This is a genomic window from Pseudomonas sp. Pse1 (assembly GCF_024519635.1).
Classification (GTDB): domain Bacteria; phylum Pseudomonadota; class Gammaproteobacteria; order Pseudomonadales; family Pseudomonadaceae; genus Aquipseudomonas.
Map to the genome: position 1 here is coordinate 521297 of NZ_JALJRO010000001.1, position 26032 is coordinate 547328.

Here is a 26032-nt window from a genome sequence, read left to right on the forward strand (position 1 = left end):
CGGGATAGCGAAAACTTCACCCCGCCGGCACGGCCAGGGGAAATTGCCAGCTGCCGTCCAGCACCCTCGCCTGCGGTTTGTACAACCGCACCATATAATTCCAGCCCGCCGTCACCGGCAGGCAATTGCTCGCGCCGCTATCGCAGCCGCCGAACTGCACCACGATGCTGCCGTCGGCTTCGCGTTTGGCGCCCAGGTTATTGAGGGTATAGGCGTTCTGCGGATTGGCCTGGAAATAGCCGGCGGCGTTGTACACGCTGATCGACCAGAAGGCGTCGACCGGCACGTCCTTGACCGTCAGCCGATAGCTCGCCGAACCATCATTCTGGCTCGGCGTCACCGTCAGGTAATAGGCGTCCTGCGCAGGGTTACCGCCCCAGGCCGACGCGCTGCCGATGAAATGCCGCACCGGGTCGACCTCCCCTTGCTTGCCGTACATGGCCTTGGAATCCGGGATGGTCGCTGCCAGCGACAGCAGTGATGTACGCAGCGCATTCAGGCTGGTCTTGTCCCATGCCGGCACGCTGAATTGGCCGACACCGCCTGGCTGCTGCACCTTGATCTGCGCCTGCAGGTCACGCCCCTGCTGCATGTCGTCAGCCGACGCCGGGTCCACCAGGGTACGCACCCCCAGCAGCACATAACGGCTGCCGATCTCCTCGCGGCTGAAGCGATACTCCCCTGCCTTGTACATCAGCGGTTGGGTGTACTGGTCCTGGTTGATAGCGATCAACGAAAAATAACGTTGGCCCGAATCCGGCAGCGTCACCGTCACCGGCCCGGCATCGAGGTCGAACACCGCCGAGGAATACAGGGTGTCGCGGTTGGGCCGGATCACCACCTGGCTGTCCACCGGCACCAGTTCACGGTTGTGCACGAACTTGCCGAAGCCGCCGCGGGCCACCACCAGGCTGAAGAAGCGGTCGGACTCGGCGCGAACGAAAGTGTCCGCCGTGACCTGAGTGGCGGGCGCCGGGCTATCGACTGCAAAACACGCCGGGGCAAGCAACACCAGAGCCAATAACGGCGCCTTGAAACTCTTCATGATTAGACTCCTGTTCAATCGATGCGTTGGACTTTAGGGGCTTGCCAGCGGCCGTCGAGGGCTTCGGGTTTTGGCCAATACAGACGGCCGGCAATGTAGAACGGCCCATCCGGTGCCGGCAGCCAGTTGGCTTGCTGCGCCTGGTCCGGTTGCTGGTGCTGAATGTACAGGGTGATGCCGCCATCGTCGTCGCGCTTGAGATTGCTCAGCATCGGCGAGTTGATCAGGTAGCGATTCAGCGGGTTGGCCACCAGGAAACGCTGGGCGTTGTACAGGGTCAACGACCAGAAGGCATTCACCGGCGGCAACTGCCCGGGGGCGAAACGCAGGCGGTAGCGATGTTGCGAGGCGTCGAGGCGCTGGCCGTCGGCGTCCAGGTAGAACGGCGGATAGAGGGTTTCTTCGCGGTCATTGCCATAGAGCCCGGTGACCGTCGCACGCATGCGATAGAGGTAGTTCTTGCCGAGGTACTCGCGGCTGCCGAGAAATCGTGAAGTCGAGATTTCACCCCGGGCGACCTGCTGGCCGAGGGCGTCGAAATCCTTCCAGGCGTCGGCCATGCCGGCCTTGATCGCCTGGCGAATGTCCTCGGGCAATTGCTGCTCATCGAAGGTCTGGCCGGGAACAATGCCGAGCTTGGCAAACGCTTTCATCAGCTCGACTTCCGACGGATGTACCGGGCAGAAGCCAAGAACAAAATTCAACTGTTTGAAGAAATCCAGGCTACTGCGCTCGGCTTCCGCACTCAGTGGGGTCAGGAAGTTGATCGGCGCGGCTGCTGGTGGTGCCGCTTGCCCGAGCCAGGCGGACAGCGGCTGGACCTTGTAGCCCGTCTGGACGCGCTTGACGTTATCCAGGTCATCCGGGCCCTGCAGTTGGGTGCGATAGAACACAAAGGCGAACTGGGTTTCTGAGCGCAAGACCTTGTCGATACCCGGCGGCACCGTACCCTGCCAGTCGGGCCCAACCAGCAGGTAGGTGCCGGGACCATTGCCGGTGGCACGGCTGCCGACGTAGCCGAAATTATAGGTGTAGGCATCGACGAACTGCGCCGAATAATAGCGCCCCTCCTCCACCGCCGGCATGGTCAGCACCAGCGGTTCTGCACGCAGGTCGGCGCCCAGTTGCGAATACGGGGTGTCGGTGTTGGGCGACGGAAAGGCCTTGTCGTCCGGGGTGTAGATGCGGGCGCTGTTGTGCAGGGTATTCCAGGGTGCCTTGTATTCCGGGTGCTGGCGATCCTGGAAATAGGTGTACTGAACGCGGTAGTGATCCACCAGCGGGAAACCGTAGATGTAGGCGTCCTTGGCAATCACCCGCGCCTGCTCCGGCGTCAGCGCTTCGGCCAGCGACAGTTGCGCCTGGCTTGTGAACGCCACAAGCATGATCAGGACGATTCGTTTGAAAGTGTCTTTCACCGCTGATTCCTTGTCGTGATAAAGGAAGAAGCCGGGGCGGCAAGCCCCGGCATAAACTCAGACGTTACCCATACCGCCACCGCAGACCAGCACCTGGCCGCTGACGTAGTCAGATTCCGGGATGCAGAACAGGTACACCGCGCCCGCCGCTTCCTCGGTGTTGCCCGGGCGCCCCAGCGGGATCATGTTCTTCGACTGCTCGACAATTGCCGGGCTGATGCCGACCTTGATCTCCCGGCCCTCAATGTTGATGAAGCGTGGATCGCCTTCCACCGGCTGGGTCTGGCGGGTTTCGATATGACCGAAGGCCACCGCGTTGACGTTGACCTTCATCCGCCCCCACTCCTTGGCCAGACACTTGGTCATGCCCAATACCCCGGCCTTGGCCGTGGAATAGTTGACTTGCCCCGGGTTGCCGCCCGCCGAGGTCGACGCAATGTTCACCACTTTGCGATTGACCACCCGGCCTTCCGCAGCCTCCTGCTTGGCCATGGCGCTGATGATCGGCTGCGCGGCGCGCAGGATGCGGAACGGCGCGGTGATGTGGCAATCGATGATCGCGTACCACTGCTCGTCGCTCATCTTCTGGATCACGTTGTCCCAGGTGTAGCCGGCGTTGTTGACGATGATGTCGATGCCGCCGTAGTTGTCGACCGCGGTCTTGACGAACCGCTCGGCGAAATCCACCGCAGTGACGCTACCGACGCAGGCCACGGCGTCGCCACCGAGGGCACGAATCTCGGCCACCACTTCTTCGGCCGGCCCGGCATCCAGGTCGTTGACCACCACACGCGCACCGTCAGACGCCAGCTTCAACGCCACGCTGCGGCCAATGCCACGCCCGGAACCAGTGACCAGGGCAACTTTGCCTTCGAGTTTTTTCATCGGGTTATTCCTTGTTTTTATTGAGTTCAGATCAGCGCGACGCTGGCCTCACCGACCAGTTTCTCGTCGCCGTATTGATTGATGCAGCGGATCGCCAGGCGCGCACGGCGCTCGCCATCGACCTCGAACAGCTCGATCACCCTGCCGTGGCAGGTGGGAATGTGGCCCAACTGGGTGATTCCGGTAAAACGCACCGCCAGGCTGCGAATCTGTTGCTGCGGCACCCAGCCGGTGAGCAGGCGCCCGAGGTAGGCCAGCGACAACATGCCGTGGGCAAATACATCGGGCTGGCGGGTCTTGCGCGCGAAATCCAGGTCGATGTGCACCTGGTTGTGATCGCCCGAGGCACCAGCGTACAGCGCCAGGGTGGTGCGATTGACCGCAGGCAACAGCAGTGGCGGCAATTCATGGCCGACCTGTAGGTCACGGGACTCGAATAGGTTCATCAGGCCTTCCTCAACGCTGCACCAGCGAGCAGCGGATATCCGCGATGTGCTGCCCCAGCTGATTGGTGACGCGGGTCTGCTGGACCACGAAGGTCAAGGCCCCGCCCTTCTTTTCATAGACGTCGACCACCCGGGTATCGAAGGTCAGCACATCGCCGGCATAGGCCAGGGCGTGGTACTCGAAACCCTGCTCGGCATGCAGGATGCGTCCGAGGTCGAAACCAAACACCTGCTGGACGATGTGATCGCTGTCGCGGCCCTCGGCTTCCAGGCAGGTGAGAAAACTCGGCGGCACTGGCAAGGAGTGATGGCCGGCCTCACGGGCAGCAGTTTCATCGGTGTAGATCGGGTCGGTTTCACCGATGGCCTTGGCGAAGAAGCGCAGGCGGCCCTTCTCTACTTCACACTGGGTCACCCCCAGCGAGCGGCCGATCAGACTTTTGTCAGGCATCTCAGGCAATCCTCTCAGTCTTGGAAAAGGCGCGCCGGCAGTGGACGCGCCCACGCATCAGCCGCGCCCGAACAGAGTCACGATGCCGGCGCCGCCCAGACCCAGGTTGTGCTGCAAGGCATGCTGCAGACCTTCGACCTGGCGCTTGTCGGCCGTGCCACGCAGCTGATGGGTCAGCTCGTAGCACTGCGCGAGACCGGTGGCACCCAGCGGGTGGCCCTTGGACAACAGGCCGCCCGACGGATTGACCACCACCTGGCCGCCGTAGGTGTTGTCGCCATCGAGCACGAACTTCTCGGCGCCGCCTTCCGGGCAGAAGCCCAGGCCTTCGTAGGTCAGCAGTTCGTTATGGGCGAAACAGTCGTGCAGTTCGCAGACGCGGATGTCTTCCGGGCCGACCCCGGCTTTCTCGTAGACCTCGGTGGCCGCCTGACGGGTCATGCCGACGCCAACGATGCTGATCAGCGACGGTGGATCGAAGGCATCCGGCTGATCGGTGACCAGCGCCTGGGCGAGAATGCACACATCGGTACGCAGGCCGTGCTGCTTGGCGAAGCGCTCGGAAACCACGATGGTCGCGGCGCCGCCGCAGGTCGGCGGGCAAGCCATCAGACGGGTCATGACGCCGGGAAAGATCACCTGGTCGGCCATAACTTCTTCGGTGGTGATCACCTTCTTGAACACCGACAGCGGGTTGTTGGCTGCATGACGGCTGGCCTTGGCGCGAATCGCGGCGAAAGTTTCCATCTTGGTGCCGTACTTTTGCATGTGTTCCAGACCGGCACCACCGAACAATTTCAGCGCATCCGGCATGTCGCGGCCTTCCGGGAAAATCGCGTTGGACACGTCCTGGCCCTTGCCGTAAGTGATTGGACGGTCGAGCCAATGAGATTTCAAGGCGCCCGGCTGCATCTGCTCGAAACCGAAGGCCAGGGCGCAGTCCACCGCGCCGCTCTCGACGGCCTGGCGTGCCAGGTAAAGAGCGGTGGAGCCGCTGCCGCAGTTGTTGTTGACGTTGATCACCGGGATCCCGGTCAGGCCGACTTCATAGAGCGCCGACTGGCCGCTGGTGGAGTCGCCGTAGACATAGCCGGCGTAGGCCTGCTGCACCTTGCGGTAGTCCAGGCCGGCATCCTGCAGGGCCAGGCGAATCGCCTGGGCGCCCATCTCGATGTAGCTACCGCTCTGCCCTGGTTTGGCAAACGGGATCATGCCGACACCGGCTACGTAGACTTTCTGCGACATCTTTTGTTCTCCAAGGTGATGTGACGAGATCGGGGGCATGGCGCCCCGGTACAGCCTTGGCATCGATAGTCGGGCAATCGCGCAGGTTGACCCCCCCTCTTTTCGAGGGGAATTTCCCACCCCCTCACCCCGCCACCCGCAGGCCAGTGCTGCCGGCTCCTTCCCCCCCCATCTGCCCCCCCTCACGCGAGGGGGGAGCAATGACCCGGGCGGAGAGAAGGTGTACCCGCCGATCTGGCATCGGCCGGGCGCGTTGCCAACCCGAACATCCCGCTAACACCCTTTGGAGCACCGAATGACAATAAGAAAAACCGGAGTATTCCAACCCCACCTGCTCGCCGCCGCCGTCGCCCTGGGCGTGGCCACGCAAGCCGGCGCGGTTGATTTCGAGCTGGGAGAAATCCAGGGCAAGTTCGACTCGACCCTGTCTATCGGCGGCAGTTGGTCGACGCGCAACCCCGACAAGAATTTCATTTCCAACAACAGCGGCACCGGGGTGGTCGGCAAGGGCTCGGCGCGGGTCATCGATGACGGTCGGCAGAACTTTCGTGCGGGTGAGAATTTTTCCACGGTGTTCAAGGGCCTCCATGACCTGGAACTGAAATACGGCGACAGCGGTGCGTTCGTGCGCGGCAAGTACTGGTACGACTTCGAGCAGAAGGACGGCAGCCAGCATTTCTACGACATCAGCGACCAGGGCCGCGACCAGGCCGCCAGCGCCAGCGGCGGGCAGATCCTCGACGCCTTCGTCTATCACAACTACACCGTCGCCGACCTGCCGGGTAACGTGCGCCTGGGCAAACAGGTGGTGAGCTGGGGCGAAAGTACTTTCATCCCCAACGGCATCAACACCATCAACCCGGTGGATGTCAGTGCCTTGCGCAGCCCCGGTTCGGAAGTAAAAGAAGCACTGGTGCCGGTGCCGATGCTGTACCTGTCCCAAGGACTGACCGACAACCTGACCGCCGAGGGTTTCTACCAACTGGAGTGGAAGCCGACGGTGGTCGACAACTGCGGGACCTTCTTCGGCAGCGACTCGGCGGCCACCGGCTGTGACGATCGCAACGTGGTGGCCGGTCGCGACCTGGCGCCCGGCGTGGCGCAGAACACCGGTGGTGCCGCTGCCGTCGCCACCGGCCGCGACGACGTCTACCTGCCGCGTGGCAGCAGCCGGGATGCCCGTGACAGCGGCCAGTTCGGCCTGGCGCTGCGCTGGTTCCTGCCCGATTTCAACGACACCGAGCTGGGCGCCTACGCGATGAACTATCACAGTCGCGGCCCGTACATCAGCGAAACCCAGACCATCGGCCGCTACACCCCGATTGCCGGTTTGCCGCCTGCGGTCAACGCGGCCCAGGCGCAGTTCGCGGCGATCCGTGGCGCCAATTACTTCCTCGACTACCCGGAAGATATCCGCCTGTACGGCCTGAGCTTTGCCACCAACATTTCCGGCCTGTCGCTTAACGGTGAGATCAGCTACCGGCCGAACATGCCCTTGCAGATCAACACCCCTGACCTGACGTCGGCGGCCTCCGGCAACCGCGTCTCGCCGATCTTCGTCAGCGGCACTGAAAGCGTCAGCCCGGGCGCAATCATCAACGGCTACAAACGCATGCCGTTCACCCAGGCCCAAGTCACCGCCACCAAGTTGTTCAACCAGGTCCTCGGTGCTGACCGCCTGACCCTGGTCGGCGAAGTCGGCTACGACCACATCAGCGGCATTGGCCCGGCCGACGGCACCGACCTGCGCTTTGGTCGCAACCCGGTGTTTGGCGGCGGCGAACTGCCTGGCGCGGCGAATGCCAGTTGCATCGGCACCGGCGTCGGCACCCCGGGCGCGAGTAACCCGCAGCAGCAGTGCAACAACAACGGCTTCTATACCACCAGCTCCTGGGGCTATCGCCTGCGTGGCCAACTCGACTACCCGAACGCCATCGCCGGGGTGAATCTGTCGCCCAACATGGCCTTCTCCCACGACGTCAACGGCTTCGGACCGACCTTCGAAGAAGGCGTCAAAGCCGTCAGCCTCGGCCTCGGGGCCGACTACCGCAACACCTACACCGCCAGCCTGGCCTACACCGACTTCTTTGGCGGGCGTTTCAACACCGCGACCGATCGGGACTTCGTCTCTCTCAGCTTCGGCGTGAACTTCTGACCCAGGAATCTGCCCATGAAAACTTCAATTCTGATCAAATCCGCGGTGCTCAGCCTCAGCCTGCTCGCTTCCAGCGTCATGGCCGCCGTCTCGCAACAGGAAGCCGACCAGCTCGGCACCACACTCACGCCAATGGGCGCGCAAAAAGCCGGCAACGCCGATGGCAGCATCCCGGCCTGGACCGGTGGCCTGAAAACCGACGCGGCGCCGGTGCAGAACGGTTTCCTCGGCGATCCGTTTGCCGCCGAGAAACCGCTGTTCGTGATCACTGCGAGCAATGCCGAGCAGTACAAGGACAAGCTGTCGCCAGGGCAATTGGCACTGTTCAAGCGTTACCCGAACAGCTACCGGATCCCGGTCTACCCGAGCCACCGCACCTTCAGTGCACCGCAGGCGGTGTATGACGCGGTGAAAAAAAGCGCGACCACCACCCAACTGACCAACGATGGTTCCAGCCTGGCGAACTTCAGTGCGCGCTACTACGCCTTCCCGATCCCCAAGACCGGCGTCGAGCTGATCTGGAACCACGAGACCCGTTACCGCGGCACTAATTACTACCGCACCTCGGCCCAGGCCGTACCGCAGGTCAACGGCGCGTACACCATGGTCGCCTTCAACGAGACCTTCGCCACCCCGCAGAACATCACCGACAACGACCCGGCGAAAACCGAGAACATCCTTTATTACTTCAAGCAGGAAATCATCGCCCCGGCCCGTTTGACCGGCACCGTCAACCTCGCCTACGAGACCATCGACCAGCTCAAGGAACCGCGCCAGGCCTGGACCTACAACGCCGGTCAGCGCCGCGTCCGCCGCGCCCCGGAAATCGCCTACGACGGCCCGGGCACCGCCGCCGACGGCATGCGCACCACCGACAACACCGATATCTACAACGGCTCGCCGGATCGCTACACCTGGAAGCTGGTGGGCAAGAAGGACATGTACATCCCGTACAACAGCTATCGCCTGTGGTCGCCGTCGGTGAAGTACGCCGACATGATCAAGCCGGGGCACATCAACCAGGACCTGACCCGCTACGAGCTGCACCGGGTGTGGGAAGTCGAAGGCACGCTCAAGCCAACCGAGCGCCACCTCTACGCCAAGCGCCACATGTACTTTGATGAAGACAGCTGGGCGCTGGTAGAGGTCGATCACTACGACAGCCGCGGGCAACTGTGGCGCGTCGCCGAAGGTCACCTGGCCAACGACTACCAGAACGGCGTGGCCAGCTACGCGGCGCAAACCCTGTATGACCTGGTCGCCGGCCGCTACGTGGTGCTGGGCCTGATCAACGAGTCGAAACAAGGCACCCAGTACGGACAGAAATTCGCCATCAGCGAATTCATCCCGAGCGCCCTGCGTAACGCCGGCATTCGCTGAGTCTCGCCCCGGCAACACACAAACGCCCCGCCTTGCGGGGCGTTTTGCATCCAGCCTGTAAGCACAAAACAAGCTGTGGGAGCGGGCTGGCTCCGGGCGGCGTTCCGACAAAATACCCGAGGCCGCCGCGTGCATTCAGACAGCACGCGTCATCGTTGACAACCATCGCGGGCAAGCCCGCTCCCACAGGACCCTTGGGCCAGGCACAGATTCCGCGTCCAGCCTCCTCGGGACTTTTTCAAGTCAAAAAAAAGGCCGATCCCCACTCCGGATCGGCCTTTTTCTTTGCCTCGATACCCTACTGGAAAATCACCTTGCTGCCACTCCCCACCCAGCCCTCGGCACCATCCAGGTGCCGCTCTTCAATCGGGTTGCGGCGGATTTTCAGGGTTGGGGTCAGCAGGCCGTTGCCAATACTCCAGGGTTCGTCGACTACCACCAGGCAAGCCAGTCGCTCGTGGGGTTCGAGCTGCAGGTTGACCTGGTCCAGCAACTGCGCCAACGAGTCGCTAACCGCTGCCCGGCCTTCGGCGCTAGCCAATGTGGCGCGTAGATCAGGCGTCACACTGAGCAGCGCGAACGGCTGCGGCAGGCCCACGCCGGTGATGCAGGAAGCCTCGATGCCAGGGTGATTGCCGAGCAGCGCTTCGATCGGCACCGGGGCGATGTATTTGCCCTTGGCGGTCTTGAACAACTCCTTGACCCGCCCGGTGATGCGCAGCCGCCCGCATTCGTCGAGCTCACCCCGATCGCCGGTGTGGAACAGGCCATCGGCGGTGTAACTCTCGGCGGTCAGTTCGGGTTGTTTGAAATAGCCGAGCATCTGCGCCGGGCTCTTCACCAGGATCTCGTTGTTGTCGCCAATACGGCACTCGACGCCCGGCATGCTCGCGCCGACATACCCCACGCGCACCAGACTGGCGACGCTGAAATGGGAGATGCCGAAGTTCTCCGACATGCCATAGCCTTCGAGCAGTTCCAGGCCGAGCTGGCGATACCACTCCAGCACCGCCACCGGCAACGGCGCCGAGCCGGACAAGCCGGTATGCGCCTGATCCAGCCCCAACGCGCCGAGGATCTGCGCTTTCATCGCCGGTGCCTGCAGCGGATCGGCAAACGCAGCCGCCTGGACCGCCGCAGGAATCCGCTCATTGATGCTCTGGTAAAACTTGCTCCACAACCTCGGCACCGAAAGAAAGATCGTCGGTCGCGCACGGCGCAGGTCTTCGGCGAAGGTTTCCAGCCCCAGGTTGAAGAACACCCGGCAACCGCTGTACAGCGAAATCGACTCGACCACCGCACGCTCGGCGGTGTGCGCCAGCGGCAGGTACGACAGCAAGCGGTCGCTTGCACGGGTGCCCTGGCCGCCGTTGTATAGGCAACCCGACGCGTCGACCGCGTCGAACATCGCGCCGAAGCTATGCATCACGCCCTTGGGATTGCCGGTACTGCCGGAGGTGTAGATGATCGTCGCCAGCTCACCCGGGCGGGCCACCGACACGGCCTGCAACGGCGCCTGGTTGGCAATGACCGAGTCCCAGGCCGGCACCTCGTCACAGGGTGACATCGGCAGCGCAATCAACGGCAGGTCAGCCGGCACACCCTCACGGGCGGCGTGCCAACCGGCAGCATCGCCATCCAGTCGACCGACGAAAATCAGCCGCAGTTCGGCATGCTCCGTCACGTACTTCACGGTGTCGACGCTGGCCGTCGCGTAAAGCGGCACGCTGACGTGGCCGGCCATCCAGATCGCCAGGTCGGCAATGATCCAGTGCGCGCTGTTCTTGCCGAAAATCCCGATCGTCGACTTGGCCGGGAAGTCCAGGCTCTGCAGATACCCGGCCATGCGCCGCGCCTGGTCACCGACCTGGCGCCAGCTGAAGTCCTCGACGCTGCCATCGAGCAAGGGCTGGGTCAGATAAATGGAATCGGGGGTGCTGTGCTCCCAGTCTAGGAAGCGCTGCAACAGTGTGGCGTGCTTATTGTTGTTGTTCATCGCAGTTCCTGCATCGGTGGGTGGTGTTCCACCCATTGAAATTATTCTATTGGTTGCCCGTCTCAATCGCGTTCAAAAAGTGTGGCAGTCACCGTCCCGTCGTCGCCGGCCTGGTGTTGCAGCGCCAGCCGTGCATCGACCACCTGACGGCGTCCGGCGCTGCCGCGCAAGTGCCGCACCAGCTCGATCGATTGCGCCAGGGCGCTGGCCGCTGCGGCGTGGCCCTGGGCAAGCAGGCCGCCGCACGGGTTGACCACCAGGTTGCCGCTATAGGTGTTGTCGCCATCCTCGACCATCTTCTCGGCACTGCCTTCCAGGCAGAATCCCAATGCCTCGTAGAGTAGCAATTCGCTGACGCTGCTGCTGTCGTGCAGTTCGCACACGGTGACCTCCTGCGGCCCCCTGCCCGCCTGCTCATACAGCTCGCGGGCGGCGGCGACGTTGACGTCATAGCCCAGACAGCCAAACCCCATCCCCTGCTCGGCAGCCGTCAGTTGCTGCGGCGCAACACAGGCCTGGGCCGCGATGCGAATCCGCGGGACGGCGCAGTGGCGTTGGGCAAATTCGCTGGAACACATCAGCAACGCCGCCGCCCCCGAACACGACAGGGCAATTTGCGGACGGGTCAAAGGCGCGGCGATCACTCCGGCATCCAGCACCTGCTCCAGGCTCAGCAGCTGGTTGAAGGCCGCCAGGGAATTGTGCGCGGCATGCTGGCGGGCCTTCACCGCGATCATCGCGAAAGTCTCGCGCCGCGCTTGATAACGCGCCATGTAGGCACGGGCGACGGCCCCCAGTTGTTCGACGCTGGCCGCCGCTGCGGCCTGTGCGGGCGCGCCCTGCACACCCAGCAGCAGGATGCTTTGCACCTGCCCCTGGCTGATGGCCTGGCAGGCATTGGCGAACAGCCGACTGGCCTCGCCACTGCCCACGGAAAAATGCGCCAAGGCCACTTGCCCAAGCCCGGTACGGCGCAAGGCACCGCGCAACGTCGCGCCATCGGCGCTGTCCGACAGCGCATGCACTGCGCCGATGGCACTCGCCGACAAGCCGGCATCGATCAGCGCCTGGCCGATCGTCGACGCTATCAGGGTCGCCGGATCAGGACCCAGCACGGCCGGACTGAAAGGCGACATTCCCACACCAATCACATGGACGCTACGCTGCATGGTGCTCTCCTGAAATAGAAAACTGCCGCTGGCCATGCTTGGCAGCGGCAGGTGCCCGGCTATGAGGCCGGCACGGACTCGAACAGTTCGACCGCGCCATTTTTCAACACCACCACGTCACGCTCGACGGCACGCATCTCGACCAGGATGCGCGTCGGCGACTCGCGCCACATGCGGGTTTCCAGGGTGTCACCGGGCATCACGATGGCAGCGAAGCGCGCACGCACGCTCTTGAACAGCCGCGAGTCGTTGCCACAGAACGCCTTGATCACATGGCGGCCGAGGTAACCGAAAGTGCACAGGCCGTGCAGGAAAGGCTTCTCATAGCCTGCCTTGGCGGCGTAGTCCGGGTCGACGTGCATCGGGTTCCAGTCACCACACAGGCGATACAGCAGCGCCTGGTTGATCTCGGTCTTGTCCGCCAGCACCGCGTCAGGCGCACGGTCCGGCGCGACGTTGAGCTCTTCGCTGGGCACTCGCTGCAAGCCGGCGCCCGGTACGCCCGGGTAGAAACCGGTGACCTCGTTGTAGAACAACGGCGTGCCGTGCTCGTCGGTGGTCTCGATCGCCAGCACGGTGACGGTGCTCTTGCCTTTGTCGATGGCCGACTTCAGACGCATGCTGTGCTTGAGCTTGGCCTTGGGCGGCAACGGTCGGTACATCACGGTGTACTGCTCGCCGTGCAGACCCTTGGCGAAGGGCACATTGAGGCCTTCGAGCTGGGGTTCCCCGGACTTGGCGGCACGCAGGAACACTTCGGTGGCGGGCAAAACAGCCATGGTCGGCAGCACGCGGAAGTCGTCGCCGAGGAACTCGTTGACGTACTTCAGCTCATCGCGGTCCAGCGGGTCCTTGGCGGCGCCAACGGCCAGGGCGTAGAGCGCGGCGTCGTTCTGGTCGTACTCGGTTTCCAGCAGCGACACGGCGTTGGCCGCCACTTCCATATCAACGAAGGCGTTGCCACCCTTGGCCGGCGATTCCATGCGGGTGAACAGTTCTTTCAAGCCTTCGCCGCCATCGACGTGATGCACGCTGTGCTCATCGAACTGAGTGATGCGCGACCAGTTATCCCGCACCAGCTCCGGGCTGAGGGTCTCGGTATGCAAGAAGCGCCCATGGGAACGCTCCCAACGGTACTTGGCATGGAAGCCACCACCGACCTCGAACAGGCCGCCGGTGTCCAGGCAGGCTTCACTGCACAGCCAGCCCACCAGCGGCGCGCAGTCCTCGACCTTGACCTTGTCGTGCAATTCCTGCGGGAACAGGCCGCTGGCGATGACCATGCGCGAGGCGGCGACCGGAGCAATGGTGTTGACCCGGATGTTCTTGCTCGCGCCTTCGATGGCCAGCGAGTTGGCCAGGCCGATCAGCCCGGACTTGGCGGTGGAATAGTTGCACTGGCCGAAGTTGCCATAGATGCCGGCGCCCGAGGCGGTCATGACGATGCGCCCGTAGCCCTTGTCGCGCATGATCGGCCACACGGCGTGGGTCAGGCGGAAGGCGCCCTTGACGTGGACCTCTTGGATCAGGTCCCACTGTTCTTCGGTCATTTTGTGGAACGAACTGTCGCGCAAAACGCCGGCGTTGTTGATCAGGATGTCGACGGTGCCGAACACCTCCAGCGCCGTGGCGACGATCTTCTCACCCTCGGTCACCGAGTGATAGTCGGCCACCGCCTCGCCGCCCAGGGCGATGATTTCGGCGACCACCGCATCGGCCGCCGAGCTGGAAGTACCCAGGCCTTCGGTGCTGACCCCGAGGTCATTGACCACCACTTTGGCGCCGCGCGAACCCAGCAGCAAGGCGTGGGCGCGACCCAGGCCGTTGCCGGCGCCGGTAACGATGGCGACTTTGCCGTCGAAGCGAATTTCTTCAGACACGTGTGTTCTCCCAATGGTCGTGCTCACAAGGTGCGAGCGATGATTTCTTTCATGATTTCGTTGGTGCCGCCCCAGATCCGGTTGCCCCGGGTATCGAGGTACAGCCGCGCGATCGGGTATTCGGTCATGTAGCCGTTGCCGCCGTGCAGTTGCAGGCAGGCGTCCACCACCCGGCTGCTGAGCTCGGCGGTCCAGTACTTGGCCACCGCCGCCGTCTCGGCCGTCAGTTCACCGCGCAGCAGCAAGGCCATGCACTCGTCGACCCAGGAACGGCCGATCTGCACTTCGGTCTTGAGTTGCGCGAGGGTGAAACGCGAGTTCTGGAAATCCAGCACCGGCTGGCCGAACACCATGCGTGTGCGGGTGTAATCGATGGTGTGGTCCAGGGCCGCCTCGGCCTGTGCCTGGAAGCCCACGGCGCCGATAATCCGCTCCCAGGCCAGGTCGTGCATCAGTTGGTAGAAGCCCTGCCCCGGCGCGCCACCGAGCACGTTTTCCGCAGGCACCCGGCAATCGTCGAAGAACAACATGCTGGTGTCCTGGGCATGCAGGCCGATCTTTTCCAGGGGCTGTGAACGGGCGAAACCCTCGCGCTCCTTCTCGACAATCACCAGCGAGATGTCCTGGGCGCCCTTGCCGCTGGTGCCGGTCTTGCACACCACGATGGCGATGTCGCAGGACGCACCGTTGGAGATGAATGTCTTCGAGCCGTTGAGCACGTACTCGCCGCCCTCGAGGCTGGCGCGGGTGCGCACCGCTTGCAGGTCGGAGCCGGTATTGGGCTCGGTCATGGCGATGGCGCCGACGATCTCGCCGGCAATCATTCCCGGCAACCAGGTTTGCTTCTGCGCCTCGGTGCCGTAGTTGAGGATGTAGAACGCCACCAGGCCGTGGACGCCGAAGCCGATCAGGCCGGAGGCGCCGACGCGCATGAATTCCTCGGCGAACACCATGTCGAACAGCCGGTCGGCGCCCGGTCCGCCGTATTCCTCGGGCATCGACGGCAGCAACATGCCCAGCTCGCCGGCCTTGCGCCAGACCTCGCGGGGCACGCATTTGTCTTTTTCCCATTGGGCGTGGAACGGCGCGACTTCCTGCTCCATGAAGCGCCGGCAGGCGCGGCGAAACTCATCGTGCTCGCCGCTGAACAATGTACGGGGGATCAAATATTCCATTGGGTAGTCCTCTGCAGCCGGGTTCAGAGCGTGCGCCCGACCAGATCTTTCATGATGTCGTTGGCGCCGCCGGCGATGCGCAGGACGCGGTGATCGAGGTAGTGCCGGGCCACCGGATACTCGAGCATGTAGCCGTTGCCGCCGTGCAGCTGCACGCACTCGTCGACCACCTTGGTGTAGAGGTCCGAGCACCAGAGCTTGGCGGCCGCGGCGGCCTCGGGGCTGAGGCGGTGGGCCAGGCACTCCTGCATGCACTGGTCGACGTAGTTCTGCGACACCGCCAACTGCATGTGCAGGTCGGCCAATTTGAAGCGGGTGTTCTGGAAGGCGAAGATCGGCTTGCCGAACACCGTGCGGCCCTTGGTGTAGTCCAGGGTGCTTTCCAGCACGGCCTTGGCCCCGGCGACGCTGCTGATGGCGATCGACAGACGCTCCCACGCCAGCTCCTTCATTAACTGGATAAAGCCCTTGCCGGGCACACCGCCGAGCAGGTTGTCCCTGGGCACCCGCACGTCCTCGAAGAACAGCATGGTGGTGTCCTGGGCGTGCAGGCCGACTTTGCGCAGCGGCTTAGAACGGCTGAAACCGGGACGATCGGCTTCCACCAGAATCAGCGAGATGTCTTGGGCGCCCTTGCCGCTGTTGCCGGTCTTGCAGACCACCACCACGACGTCGCAGTTGCTGCCGTTGGAGATAAAGGTCTTGGAGCCATTGATCACGTAATCGTCGCCATCAAGCACGGCGCGGGTCTTGACCGCCTGCAGGTCGGAACCGGTGTCCGGCTCGGTCATTGCCACCGCGCCAATGGCCTCACCGACGGCCATGCGTGGCAGCCAGGCATGCTTTTGCTGCTCGCTGCCGAAGTTCACCAGGTAACCGGCGACGATGTCGTGCACGCCGAAGCCGATCAGCCCGGACGCCTGGCCGGCGCGGTAGATTTCCTCGGTGGCGATCATCGAGAACAGCCGGTCCAGACCCATTCCGCCGTAGGCTTGCGGGGTGGTGGCGTTGAGCATGCCGAGGGCACCGGCACGTTCCCAGATCGAGCGTGGGACCCGATGGTCTTCCTCCCACTGCTCCAGGCAAGGCGCACATTCCTCGGCCAGGAAGCGCCGCACACTGCTGCGAAACTCCTCGTGCTCATGTTGAAAAAGGCTACGCGCAATCATCGGCTGCTGCTCTCCTGAGGTCTTCGTTCTGCCACCTCTGGAGCAATGCACGGCACTGCACCTCTACGGGGGCTATGGATCGATCATAGGAGCAGGGTTGGCCGAGCCGCCCCCTCTGGGTGGGGGGGATTGGCGGAGGTTGACGGCAGTCGACTGCGCCCCCCTTCCGGGGTTGGCAGGCAAGCGGACGCGAGCTCTAGACTGGCCACGTCGGGAGACCGGCAGACGAAGGGCAGGCCACGTCCACGCAACGTGCCTGCCCTTCGTTCTGCCGGTGTCTCGCGGTTACTCGATCAGGCCCTGTTTGCGCGCCCAGGACACCGCGTCATAGCGGCTGGAAACGCCGAGCTTGGCGTAGATGTTCTTCAGGTTCCACTTCACCGTTTCCAGGGAAATGTTCAGGGTCAGGGCCACGCGTTTGTTGGCCATGGCCTGGCTGATCAATTCAAGGATCGCCAACTCCCGAGGCGTGAGCATCGACGCTGGGCCATTGGCCGAAGACTCGCTGCTGCGCCCGACATCGCCCGGGCCGAAGCGCTCCAGCAGGCGCCCCAGATAAGCTTGGTCCTCACTGTTTAACGCCGCGTTGCTCAAGGTGCCGAACAGCTTGCGCAGCACCTCGCCCTCATCGATAAAGGTCCGCACCAAGCCCAGACGCCGACCCAGGGCCAAGGCTTCAAGCAAATGCCCCTGAGCCTGTTCCGGTTGCAGCAGATCGGCCTTGGCACAGGCTTCGAGCAACTGGCCGGTGACCAGCAACTGGCCGCGACCGAATTTTTTCGCATAGGCGCTGAGGATCGCCAGGTCTTCGAGGGCTTTGCTCGGATAATGGGTCGCCAGCATCAACCGCGCACGCGCCAGCGCCGCTACTGCCGGGATATCGGCCTGGAAGCCCGGTGATTCGCAGTGCTTATCGGCCAAGACCTGCAGCTTGGCGACACGGTCACGGGCCAGTGTCTGGTCGTGCTCGGACAAGGCAATCGCCACCTGTTCGGCCAGGCAATGGGCCAGGGGCCGGTCCAGGCCGAGGGTACGGAAGTGACGCTCCTGACGTTCGAGGAAGGCCATGGCCACTGCGGCGCTGTCTTGCAGCAGGTCCAGGCGCGCGCGGCAGAGGGTGGCGCGCAGCATGGTGTCGGGCATCGCCCACTGCAGCAGGCCATTGCGATTGGCGAGAATTTCCCGCGCTTCGTCGGTACGGTCCAGTTCGCGATAGACCTCGGCGAGGGTCGCGGCACCGATATAGGCACTGGCGGCGCGGTGACCATGCACGTTCACCGCGCGCGCCAATTGGGCAGAACCGATGCGCTCGGCTTCGTGCATTTGCCCGGCCTGCAAGTAACACAGGGTCCTTGCGCCCTCCGCGATCAAGGCCATCTCACCGTCGCGCTCGGCCTCGGGAATCGGCTTTTCATCCAGGCACTGCAAGGCCTCGTCGATCCGCCCGCTCGCCAGGTAGGCGATGGCCAACAGCGCCGGCGCACCAAAGCGCGTCACCGAATAGTCATCGGGCAACGCCTCAAACCCTTCAAGCAAGACGATGATCGGCTCGGTGCGGTCGCGCTGCACCTCAATGGCGGCCTGCACCAGCGGCAGGCGATTGGCGACGTCGGCCTGCTGCGCGGCACCGCTGCGCTGGAACTGCTCCAGCCAGACCTCGGCCTTGGCCGGGCGCGCCGTCAGGGCATAAGCCAGGCAGCCGAGGAAAAACAGGCGTGGCCGGGAGAACAGCACCTCTTGTGGCAAGCGGTCGAGCAGGCGCAACAACGGGCTTAGTTGGCTCAGGCTCCAGGTCGCCGGCGCGGCGCGTTCGATCAACTCGGCGGCGTAATTCAAGTCCCCTGCCAGTGTGGCGTGCCGCACCGCTTCGGCCAGCAGCTTGCGCTCGGCGAACCAGGCGGCGGCCCGGGTGTGCAACTCGGTCTGCACGGCCGGGTCACGACGGGCCAGGCGCGTGGCGAGAAAATCACCGAACAATGCGTGAAAGCGATACCAGGGTTGGCGGTCATCGGCCTCGACACGAAAGATCAGCAGGTTGTCTTCATCGAGGCGCTTGAGCATGGCCGGCGCGTTGCTGTCGGCGGTGATTGCCTGCGCCAGCGAAGCGTTGAAACGGCGACAGATGCTCATGCTTTCCATGAACGACGCCAGTTCCGGCGACAGATGGGCCATGACGTCTTCGGCCAGATAGCTCTGCAGGTCGTCCGAGCGCCAGCCCATGTCACGCAGGGCGCCGCGGGACTGTGGGTCGCTGCGCAGGAGGATGATCACCAGTTGCAGAGTCGCCGGCCAACCGCTGGTGAGCTCATGGATCTGGTGCACTTCTTCCGGGGTCAGCTTCAGCGCCGCCAGGCTCTGTTCGAGGAAGGCCCGCGACTCGGCCAGATCGAACGGCAACGCCGCGCAATCCAGTTCCAGTAACTGCCCGCTCAGGCGCAGGCGACTGAAACTCAGCGGCGGTCCGACCCGCGAGGAGATGACGAAATGCAGGTTCTCCGGGCTGTGGTCCAGCAGCTTCTGCATCAATTGATGGGAGCGTGGATCGCTGACGTGCTGGTAGTCGTCGATCACCAGGAACAGTTCCTTGTTGATCGACGAAGCCCCTTCGACGATGGCCGCCACCACCTCGTCGATAAACTCCGGGCGCGCGCCTTCCAACGGGATGCCACTGTCCAGGGCAATGCCCAGGCGTTGCAGGGCGCCACGCAGGTAGGCGAAGAAAATCGGCACGTGGCGGTCATCGGCGCTCAGTGCCAGCCAGGCCACCTCGGCGCCGCTGCGCATCATCGCCTGGCGCCACTGGGCCAACAGCGTGGACTTGCCGAATCCCGGGCTGCCGGTAATCAGGCCCACGCGGCACTGGCTGATGCCGCGCAGTTCCTCCAGCAGGCGTTCACGCAGGATGGTCTGGGTGCCGATGCGCGGCGGAGCAAATTTGGTCGATACGAGCAGCTTGTCGGTATGCATGTCCTGGCGGGTCTCCGATCCTGCCGGATCCAGTGAAACAGCGGGTCGAACGCTGTACGAAGCGGATCTGCAAGGTGTGGCCACGTTCTGGCGGTGTTCGGAGTATTGACCCGAATGCCGCCAAAGTCAGCACGTGTCAGTGTCGCGAGCCAGGCAAAGCAACCCTGGCTGCATTCTGGCGCCGATGGTGGCCGGGATTGCCGCAAGGCCACCCCCCACAATCGAGGGGGTGGCGGGTGTCACTCAAAGGCTGCGCGCAACCAGTTCGCGCATGATGTCGTTGGCACCGCCGTAGATTCGGTTGACCCGGCTGTCGAGGTAATGCCGGGCCACCGGGTATTCCAGCATGTAGCCGTTGCCGCCGTGCAGTTGCAGGCACTGATCGACCACTTTGGAATACAACTCGGTGCACCAGAGCTTGGCGGCTGCGGCGGCCTCGGGGCTCAGTTGGTGTTGCAGGATCAACTCCATGCAGCGGTCGGTGTAGGCCTGGCCGATGACAATTTCGGTTTTCAGGTCGGCCAGCTTGAAGCGCGAATTCTGGAACTCGATGATCGGCGCGCCGAACACCTTGCGATCGCGGGTATAAGCAATGGTCTGCTCCAGCACCGCCTGGCTCGCGGCAATCCCGAGGATGCCGATGCTCAGGCGCTCCCACGCCAGCTCCTTCATCAATTGATAGAAGCCCTGCCCCGGCTCGCCGCCGAGCACGTTGGCCTTGGGCACGCGCACGTCTTCGAAGAACAGCATGGTAGTGTCCTGGGCATGCAGGCCGACCTTGCGCAGGGGTTTGGATTTGCTCAGCCCGGCACGCTCGGCTTCGACCAGGATCAGCGAGATGTCCCGCGAGCCCTTGCCGCTGTTACCGGTCTTGGCGATGACCACCACCAGATCGCAGTTGGTGCCGTTGGAGATGAAGGTTTTAGCGCCGTTGATCACGTAGTCATCTCCGTCGAGCACAGCGCGGGTCTTCACCGCCTGCAGGTCGGAACCGGTGTCGGGCTCGGTCATGGCCACGGCGGTAATCACTTCGCCGCTGGCCATTTTCGGCAGCCATTTCTGCTTCTGCTCTTCGGTGCCGAAGTTGATCAGGTAGCCAGCGCAGATGTCATGCACGTTGAAGCCGCTGAGGCCGGACAGCCCGGCACGCGCCACTTCCTCGACGCAGACCATCGAAAAACGCCGGTCCAGGCCCAGGCCGCCATAGGCCTCGGGGGTGGTGGCGTTGAGCATGCCGAGCTCGCCGGCACGCTGCCAGATCTGCCGGGGCACCAAGTGATCCTCTTCCCACTGCTCGTGAAAAGGTGCGCACTCTTCATCGAGAAAGCGCCTGACGGTGGCGCGAAACGCTTCATGCTCATGGTCGAAGAGCGTACGTGGAATCATGGAAAACCTCGGCTGCGATGGGGTCTGTGGGCTAACGCCTTTGCGTCACCTTAAGGCGCGTGCCGGTTGCCCTACCCCCTCGAAGCGGGTAGGCCCGGCACCTGTGAAGTGCAATGCCCGGCGCCTACTCCAAAGGAGGGGGTAACGGCCTGCAGCGACGCCCTATGGTGGTCCCCTGCAACGGGCCGCGAGTCCTCTCCCAGCCCTCCACGCGACACTGTCTGACGAGAGATGCCATGACTGATCTGCTGCTCAACGAGCGCGAGTTGCGCTTCCAGCTCTACGAGTTGCTCGATACCGAGGCGCTGCTGCAGCGCCCGCGCTACGCCGAGCATGATCGCGAAGTGTTCGATGCCTCCCTCGGCACTGCCCGGCAGATCGCCCGCGAGCTGTTCGCCCCGCACAACCACAAGGGCGATGCCAACGAGCCGACCTTCGATGGCCAGCGTGTGCACTTGATCCCCGAGACCAAACTGGCCTGGGATGCCTTCGCCGAGGCCGGTTTCCTCGCCGCCCACCACGACTTCGCCGACGGCGGCCTGCAATTGCCGGAGGTACTGCTACGGGCTTGCATGGCGTATTTCAACGCGGCCAACATCGCCACCGTGGCCTATTCGTTCCTCAGTATTGGCGCCACCAACCTGGTCAAGGCCTTCGCCAGTCCAGCCCTGCGCGAGCGTTTCCTGGCGCCGATGCTCGACGGCCGCTTCAGCGGCACCATGGCCCTCACCGAACCTGGCCAGGGCTCAGCGCTGGGCGACTTGCGCACCCTCGCTCGCCCCGGGAAAAACGGCAGCTACCGGATCTTCGGGCAGAAGATGTTCATTTCCGGTGGCGACCATGAGTTGACCGAGAACATCCTCCATATGGTGCTGGCGCGCATTGACGGCGCGCCGGCCGGGACCAAGGGCATTTCGCTGTTCCTCGTGCCGAAGTTCCTGGTGGAGGTCGACGGCCGTGTCGGCGCGCGCAATGACGTGGCCCTGGGCGGCCTGCTGCACAAGATGGGCTATCGCAACACCACCTCCACCGTGCTGAGTTTTGGCGAGGGTGACGGTGCGGTCGGCTACCTGATCGGTGAAGCGCATCAGGGCTTGAGCTACATGTTCCAGATGATGAACGAGGCGCGCATCGGCGTGGGTCTGGGTGCCGCCAGCCTGGCCTACCAGAGCTATATCCATGCGCTGGACTATGCGCGCCAGCGTCCCCAGGGCCGCCTGCCCGGCAACAAGAATCCGGCTGCGCCGCAGGTGCCGATCGTCGAACATGCCGATGTGCGGCGGATGCTGTTGCAGCAGAAAGTCTATGCCGAAGGCAGCCTCGCCCTGTGCCTGTACGCCAGCAGTCTGGTGGAGGACGCGCATACCGGCGCCACCCCTGAGCAACGATGCAATGCCGGCGAACTGCTGGACGTGCTGACCCCGGTGGTCAAGACCTTCCCGTCGCGCTACGGCCTGCTAGCCTCGGAGATTGGCGTGCAGATTCTCGGCGGCGCCGGCTACACCCGCGAGTACCCGCTGGAGCAGTACTACCGCGACAACCGGCTGAACCCGATCCATGAAGGCACCGAAGGCATCCAGGCCATTGATTTGCTGGGCCGCAAGTTGGGGCCACGGGGTGGTGACGGTTATCGACTGCTGGTCAGCGAGGTGCTCGCGACGCTGATGGAGGCCAGCAACGACAGCCGTTGCGCGCCACTCGGCGCATTGCTGGCCGATGCCTTGAACGTGCTGGAACAGGTCACCGCCAGCCTGCAGGCGCAAGTCGCCGCCGATGCCACCCTCGGCCTGGTCAATGCCACGCCCTATCTGGACCTGTTTGGCCGGGTAGTGGTGGGCTGGATCTGGATGCGCCAGGCATTGCTCGCCAGCTCGGCGCTGGAGGCTGGCGCCGCTGGCAGCGATGTGGATTTCTACCAGGGCAAGTTGCAGGCCGCGCACTACTTCATGAGCTGGGAGCTGGCAACGCTGCCGGCCCAGGCGCGGTTGTTGAGCGAGGCGAATCACGTTGCCTATTACATGCGCGACAGTTGGTTCTGAGCCACGTCCCCGCAGGAGCGGACTTGCTGCCCCCCGTGTGGGTGCTGGCTACCCGGGATCCCTGTAGGAGCTGGCTTGCCAGCGAAAAGCGTCAACGATAGCGCATCGCTCTCAGACGGATCGCGGCGCCCTTGAGCTTTTCGCGAGCAGGCTCGCTCCTACAGGGACCGCAGTCACCGGTTGATCCTTTTTATGAATTTCAGGAATTCCCCATGAGCCCCTTGATCACCTACCACCTCGAAGCCAACCTCGCCCTGATCGGCCTGGCCGCACCCCCGGTCAACGCCCTCGGCCAACCCCTGCGCGCAGCCCTGCTCCAGGCCTGCGAGCGCGCCGCCGGTGACCCTGCGGTATCGGCGATCATCATCCACGGCGCCAACGGCGTGTTCTGTGCCGGCGCCGATATCAGCGAATTCGGTCAGCCCGGCGCATTTGCCGCCCCAGCCCTGCCTGACGCGCTGCAGCGCCTGAGCCAGATCGACAAGCCGCTGATTGCCTGCATCGAACGCTTCGCCCTCGGTGGCGGCCTCGAGCTGGCCCTGGCCTGCGGCTACCGCATCGCGGCAAGCGGCAGTCGCCTCGGCCTGCCGGAAATCAACCTGGGGCTGTTGCCGGGTGCCGGCGGTACCCAGCGTCTGCCACGGCTGATCGGTGCCGAGCCAGCGCTGGAGATGATGATGTCCGGTCAGCCCATCAGCGCGGCCCAGGCTTTGGAGCTTGGCTTGATTGATCGGCTCGGCGACAACGACAGCCAGCTACTCGATCAAGCCCGCCAGTTCGCCGGCGAGTTGATCGGCAACGCTGCGCCAGCCCGTCCGGCCGAACCCCATGCACACCCCGCCGCCGGCCTGCCCGAAGACTTTTTCCGCCGCTACCGCGCCAGCCACGAACCGCGTTGGAAAAATCGCCTGGCGCCGCGCCTGGTGCTGGCAGCAGTCGAATCGGCCTGCGTGCTGCCACTGGAGGCCGGGCTGCAGCGTGAGGTCGTACTGTTCAAGGAAGCCGAAGCCTCGAGCCAGTCCACCGCCCTGCGCCACGTGTTCTTTGCCGAGCGCGAAGCCGGCAAGGTCAAAGGTGTCAGCCCAAGCACCGCCCTGCGTCGGGTGGCCAGCGTCGCGGTGATCGGCGCCGGCACCATGGGCGGCGGGATTGCCATGAACTTCGCCAACGCCGGCATTCCGGTGACCCTGCTGGAACTCAAGCCCGACGCCCTGGAGCGTGGTCTCGGGCAGATTCGCGACAACTACGCCACCAGCGTCCAGCGCGGCAAGCTGACCGAGGCCGAGCTCGACCGGCGCATGGCCCTGCTGACCGGCACCCTCGATTGCGCCGACATTGCCCAGTGCGATCTGGTGATCGAAGCAGTGTTCGAAAGCCTGCCGATCAAACAGCAAGTGTTCCGCACCCTGGATGAGGTGTGTAAACCCGGGGCGATCCTCGCCAGCAACACCTCGACCCTCGATGTCGACCAGATCGCCGCCGTCACCCGACGCCCGCAGGACGTGATCGGCCTGCACTTTTTCAGCCCGGCCAACGTCATGCGCCTGCTCGAAGTGGTGCGCGGCCAGCACACCGCGCCCGAGGTGTTGGCGACCGTGCTGAAATTGGGCAAGACCATCGGCAAGATCCCGGTGGTGTCCGGCGTGTGCTTCGGCTTTATCGGCAATCGCATGCTTGAACCCTACTCCCGCGAAGCCCATCGCCTGGTGCTGGAGGGGGCGGCGCCGGCGCAGATCGATCAGGTGCTGACCGATCTCGGCCTGGCTATGGGAGTCATGGCGATGCACGACCTGGCCGGGATCGACGTCAGCTACCTGGTCCGCGAGTCGCGCCGCGATGCCATCGCCCATGACCCGAGTTACTGCCGGATCGCCGACGAGTTGAACGCCCTTGGGCGTTTCGGCCAGAAGACCCGACGCGGCGCCTATCTCTATGAAGGCCGCGAGCGCAAGGACGACTTCGAGGTGATCACCCTGGCCGAGCGCATTGCCGGCGAACTGGATATTCCGCGCCGGTCGATCAGCACCGAGGAAATTCATCAGCGCTGCCTGTACATGTTGATCAATGAAGGCATCCAGTTGCTCGACGAAGGCATTGCCGAACGCAGTGGCGATGTTGATCTTGTGTGGATCAACGGCTACGGTTTCCCGGCCTGGCTCGGCGGGCCGCTGCACTATGCCGAGCAGATTGGCCTGGAGGTGGTGTTGGCCGGTATTGCCCATTACCGCAAAACCCTCGGAGAGTACGGTGAGATGTGGTTCCAACCTGCGCCCCTGCTGGAGCGTCTGGTGGCAGCCGGCAAGACCCGCATTGAGGTGCTGTGATGGATGTGTTGAAGCAGTTTTCCTTGAGCGGCAAGACCGTGCTGATCACCGGCGCCTCCAGCGGCATCGGCGCCCACCTCGCACGGGTCGCCAGCAACGCTGGCGCCCGGGTGGTGCTGGCCGCGCGGCGCGTCGAGCGGCTACAGCAATTGGCCGATGACATTCGCTTCGAGGGCGGCGTGGCGTTGGCGGTGGCCATGGATGTCACCGACCGCGCCAGTGTCGAGACGGCGTTCGATGCCGCCGAGGCGCAGTTGGGGGTGGTGGATGTGGTGCTGAACAATGCCGGGATCGGCAATGGCCAGCGTGTGCTGGAGGTCAGCGAGGAAGATTGGCGGGCCATGCTTTCGACCAACCTCGACGGTGTCTGGCGCGTGGCCCAATGCGCCGCACAACGCCTGGCCAAGGCCCAGCGCCCGGGCAGCATCATCAACATTGCTTCGATCCTCGGCCTGCGCGTGGGCACCGGCTACAGCCATTACAGCGCGGCCAAGGCCGGGGTGGTGCAATTGAGCAAGTCGCTGGCCCTGGAACTGGCGCGCCATCGGATCCGGGTGAATGCCATCGCCCCCGGTTACTTCAAGACCGAGATGAACGATGCCTGGTTCGACAGCGACAAGGGCCAGACCTACATCCGCGACATCGTGCCGATGCACCGCCTGGGCAACCTGAAAGAACTGGAAGGCCCGTTCCTGCTGCTGGCCAGCGACGCCGGCGCCTTCATGACCGGCGCGGTGCTGGCGGTGGATGGTGGGCATTTGGTGGGGAGTTTGTAACGGCGGCCAGTGTCGATGAGCTGTTTGTGTGCAACCTGTGGGAGCGAGCCTGCTCGCGATGGGGCCGGCAGATTCATACATCTGCAGCGCCTGACACTCTGCATCGCGGGCCCGCTCCCACAGGGG

18 protein-coding genes and 1 pseudogene are annotated in these 26032 nt (G+C 64.0%); 5 read left to right on the top strand and 14 right to left on the bottom strand.

Translation table 11 applies throughout. From position 1 onward, the window contains the following. Nucleotides 1–16 precede the first annotated feature (16 nt). Genes NR126_RS02260 through NR126_RS02285 form a run of 6 tightly spaced genes read right to left on the bottom strand, consistent with a single transcriptional unit; the run spans nt 17 to nt 5490 of the window. Nucleotides 17–1045 (bottom strand): DUF1214 domain-containing protein, encoded by a 1029-nt coding sequence (locus tag NR126_RS02260; protein WP_256829595.1) that lies wholly within the window; start codon nt 1043–1045, stop codon nt 17–19. A 14-nt stretch (nt 1046–1059) separates the two neighbouring features. Next, the gene (locus NR126_RS02265; RefSeq protein WP_256829596.1) at nt 1060–2463 is read right to left on the bottom strand and encodes a DUF1254 domain-containing protein; all 1404 of its coding nucleotides are present in this window, start codon (nt 2461–2463) and stop codon (nt 1060–1062) included. 57 nt (nt 2464–2520) lie between these two features. Continuing rightward, nucleotides 2521–3348: an SDR family NAD(P)-dependent oxidoreductase gene (locus NR126_RS02270; protein WP_256829597.1), complete on the bottom strand. Its 828-nt coding sequence runs from the start codon at nt 3346–3348 to the stop codon at nt 2521–2523. 26 nt (nt 3349–3374) lie between these two features. Further along, complete coding sequence (locus tag NR126_RS02275) at nt 3375–3794, bottom strand: MaoC family dehydratase (protein WP_256829598.1); 420 nt, start codon at nt 3792–3794, stop codon at nt 3375–3377. Nucleotides 3795–3804: 10 nt separating this feature from the next. Continuing rightward, entirely contained in the window at nt 3805–4245 is a 441-nt protein-coding gene (locus NR126_RS02280) for a MaoC family dehydratase N-terminal domain-containing protein (protein WP_256829599.1), read from the bottom strand. A 57-nt stretch (nt 4246–4302) separates the two neighbouring features. Next, nucleotides 4303–5490: a lipid-transfer protein gene (locus NR126_RS02285; RefSeq protein WP_256829600.1), complete on the bottom strand. Its 1188-nt coding sequence runs from the start codon at nt 5488–5490 to the stop codon at nt 4303–4305. A gap of 295 nt (nt 5491–5785) precedes the next feature. Between NR126_RS02285 and NR126_RS02290 the strand changes: the two genes are divergently transcribed. Both NR126_RS02290 and NR126_RS02295 read left to right on the top strand, forming a co-directional pair. Next, nucleotides 5786–7645 (top strand): DUF1302 domain-containing protein, encoded by a 1860-nt coding sequence (locus NR126_RS02290; protein ID WP_256829601.1) that lies wholly within the window; start codon nt 5786–5788, stop codon nt 7643–7645. A 15-nt stretch (nt 7646–7660) separates the two neighbouring features. After that, on the top strand, nt 7661–9025 hold the full coding sequence (locus tag NR126_RS02295; RefSeq protein WP_256829602.1) for a DUF1329 domain-containing protein: 1365 nt from the start codon (nt 7661–7663) through the stop codon (nt 9023–9025). A gap of 298 nt (nt 9026–9323) precedes the next feature. Here NR126_RS02295 and NR126_RS02300 read toward each other — a convergent pair whose 3' ends face one another. From NR126_RS02300 to NR126_RS02330, 8 genes and pseudogenes are all read right to left on the bottom strand, one after another. After that, a complete protein-coding gene (locus tag NR126_RS02300; RefSeq protein WP_256829603.1) occupies nt 9324–11021 on the bottom strand; it encodes an AMP-binding protein in 1698 nt (565 codons plus the stop codon). 62 nt (nt 11022–11083) lie between these two features. Further along, the gene (locus NR126_RS02305; protein WP_256829604.1) at nt 11084–12190 is read right to left on the bottom strand and encodes a lipid-transfer protein; all 1107 of its coding nucleotides are present in this window, start codon (nt 12188–12190) and stop codon (nt 11084–11086) included. A gap of 59 nt (nt 12191–12249) precedes the next feature. Continuing rightward, nucleotides 12250–13173 carry a MaoC/PaaZ C-terminal domain-containing protein gene (locus tag NR126_RS28725; RefSeq protein WP_306218662.1) on the bottom strand — a complete coding sequence of 308 codons (924 nt, stop codon included), beginning with the start codon at nt 13171–13173 and terminating at the stop codon, nt 12250–12252. After that, a pseudogene (locus NR126_RS28730) lies at nt 13168–14070 on the bottom strand (SDR family oxidoreductase); the annotation flags it as partial. The pseudogene NR126_RS28730 and the gene NR126_RS28725, both read right to left, overlap by 6 nt. 23 nt (nt 14071–14093) lie before the next feature. Next, nucleotides 14094–15236 carry an acyl-CoA dehydrogenase family protein gene (locus tag NR126_RS02315; protein WP_256829644.1) on the bottom strand — a complete coding sequence of 381 codons (1143 nt, stop codon included), beginning with the start codon at nt 15234–15236 and terminating at the stop codon, nt 14094–14096. A 32-nt stretch (nt 15237–15268) separates the two neighbouring features. Then, nucleotides 15269–16414: an acyl-CoA dehydrogenase family protein gene (locus NR126_RS02320; RefSeq protein ID WP_256829606.1), complete on the bottom strand. Its 1146-nt coding sequence runs from the start codon at nt 16412–16414 to the stop codon at nt 15269–15271. A gap of 285 nt (nt 16415–16699) precedes the next feature. Beyond that, the gene (locus NR126_RS02325) at nt 16700–19381 is read right to left on the bottom strand and encodes a LuxR C-terminal-related transcriptional regulator (protein WP_256829607.1); all 2682 of its coding nucleotides are present in this window, start codon (nt 19379–19381) and stop codon (nt 16700–16702) included. Between the two features lie 243 nt (nt 19382–19624). Further along, entirely contained in the window at nt 19625–20767 is a 1143-nt protein-coding gene (locus tag NR126_RS02330) for an acyl-CoA dehydrogenase family protein (RefSeq protein WP_256829608.1), read from the bottom strand. Between the two features lie 236 nt (nt 20768–21003). Between NR126_RS02330 and NR126_RS02335 the strand changes: the two genes are divergently transcribed. The 3 genes from NR126_RS02335 to NR126_RS02345 all read left to right on the top strand — a co-directional run bounded on the left by NR126_RS02335 (nt 21004) and on the right by NR126_RS02345 (nt 25906). Then, complete coding sequence (locus tag NR126_RS02335) at nt 21004–22806, top strand: acyl-CoA dehydrogenase (protein ID WP_256829609.1); 1803 nt, start codon at nt 21004–21006, stop codon at nt 22804–22806. 212 nt (nt 22807–23018) lie between these two features. Then, nucleotides 23019–25130 carry a 3-hydroxyacyl-CoA dehydrogenase NAD-binding domain-containing protein gene (locus tag NR126_RS02340; protein ID WP_256829610.1) on the top strand — a complete coding sequence of 704 codons (2112 nt, stop codon included), beginning with the start codon at nt 23019–23021 and terminating at the stop codon, nt 25128–25130. Next, nucleotides 25130–25906, top strand: coding sequence for an SDR family NAD(P)-dependent oxidoreductase (locus NR126_RS02345; protein WP_256829611.1), 777 nt, complete (start codon nt 25130–25132; stop codon nt 25904–25906). Before NR126_RS02340 ends, NR126_RS02345 begins: the two co-directional genes overlap by 1 nt. Nucleotides 25907–26032 lie beyond the last annotated feature (126 nt).

Coding starts and splice junctions, on each gene's coding strand:
- NR126_RS28725 (WP_306218662.1), bottom strand. CDS start 13,173: ATGGAATCGCCGGCCAAGGGTGGCAACGCCTTCGTTGATATGGAAGTG.
- NR126_RS02320 (WP_256829606.1), bottom strand. CDS start 16,414: ATGATTGCGCGTAGCCTTTTTCAACATGAGCACGAGGAGTTTCGCAGC.
- NR126_RS02275 (WP_256829598.1), bottom strand. CDS start 3,794: ATGAACCTATTCGAGTCCCGTGACCTACAGGTCGGCCATGAATTGCCG.
- NR126_RS02335 (WP_256829609.1), top strand. CDS start 21,004: ATGACTGATCTGCTGCTCAACGAGCGCGAGTTGCGCTTCCAGCTCTAC.
- NR126_RS02270 (WP_256829597.1), bottom strand. CDS start 3,348: ATGAAAAAACTCGAAGGCAAAGTTGCCCTGGTCACTGGTTCCGGGCGT.
- NR126_RS02305 (WP_256829604.1), bottom strand. CDS start 12,190: ATGCAGCGTAGCGTCCATGTGATTGGTGTGGGAATGTCGCCTTTCAGT.
- NR126_RS02330 (WP_256829608.1), bottom strand. CDS start 20,767: ATGATTCCACGTACGCTCTTCGACCATGAGCATGAAGCGTTTCGCGCC.
- NR126_RS02295 (WP_256829602.1), top strand. CDS start 7,661: ATGAAAACTTCAATTCTGATCAAATCCGCGGTGCTCAGCCTCAGCCTG.
- NR126_RS02340 (WP_256829610.1), top strand. CDS start 23,019: ATGAGCCCCTTGATCACCTACCACCTCGAAGCCAACCTCGCCCTGATC.
- NR126_RS02290 (WP_256829601.1), top strand. CDS start 5,786: ATGACAATAAGAAAAACCGGAGTATTCCAACCCCACCTGCTCGCCGCC.
- NR126_RS02285 (WP_256829600.1), bottom strand. CDS start 5,490: ATGTCGCAGAAAGTCTACGTAGCCGGTGTCGGCATGATCCCGTTTGCC.
- NR126_RS02345 (WP_256829611.1), top strand. CDS start 25,130: ATGGATGTGTTGAAGCAGTTTTCCTTGAGCGGCAAGACCGTGCTGATC.
- NR126_RS02300 (WP_256829603.1), bottom strand. CDS start 11,021: ATGAACAACAACAATAAGCACGCCACACTGTTGCAGCGCTTCCTAGAC.
- NR126_RS02325 (WP_256829607.1), bottom strand. CDS start 19,381: ATGCATACCGACAAGCTGCTCGTATCGACCAAATTTGCTCCGCCGCGC.
- NR126_RS02280 (WP_256829599.1), bottom strand. CDS start 4,245: ATGCCTGACAAAAGTCTGATCGGCCGCTCGCTGGGGGTGACCCAGTGT.
- NR126_RS02260 (WP_256829595.1), bottom strand. CDS start 1,045: ATGAAGAGTTTCAAGGCGCCGTTATTGGCTCTGGTGTTGCTTGCCCCG.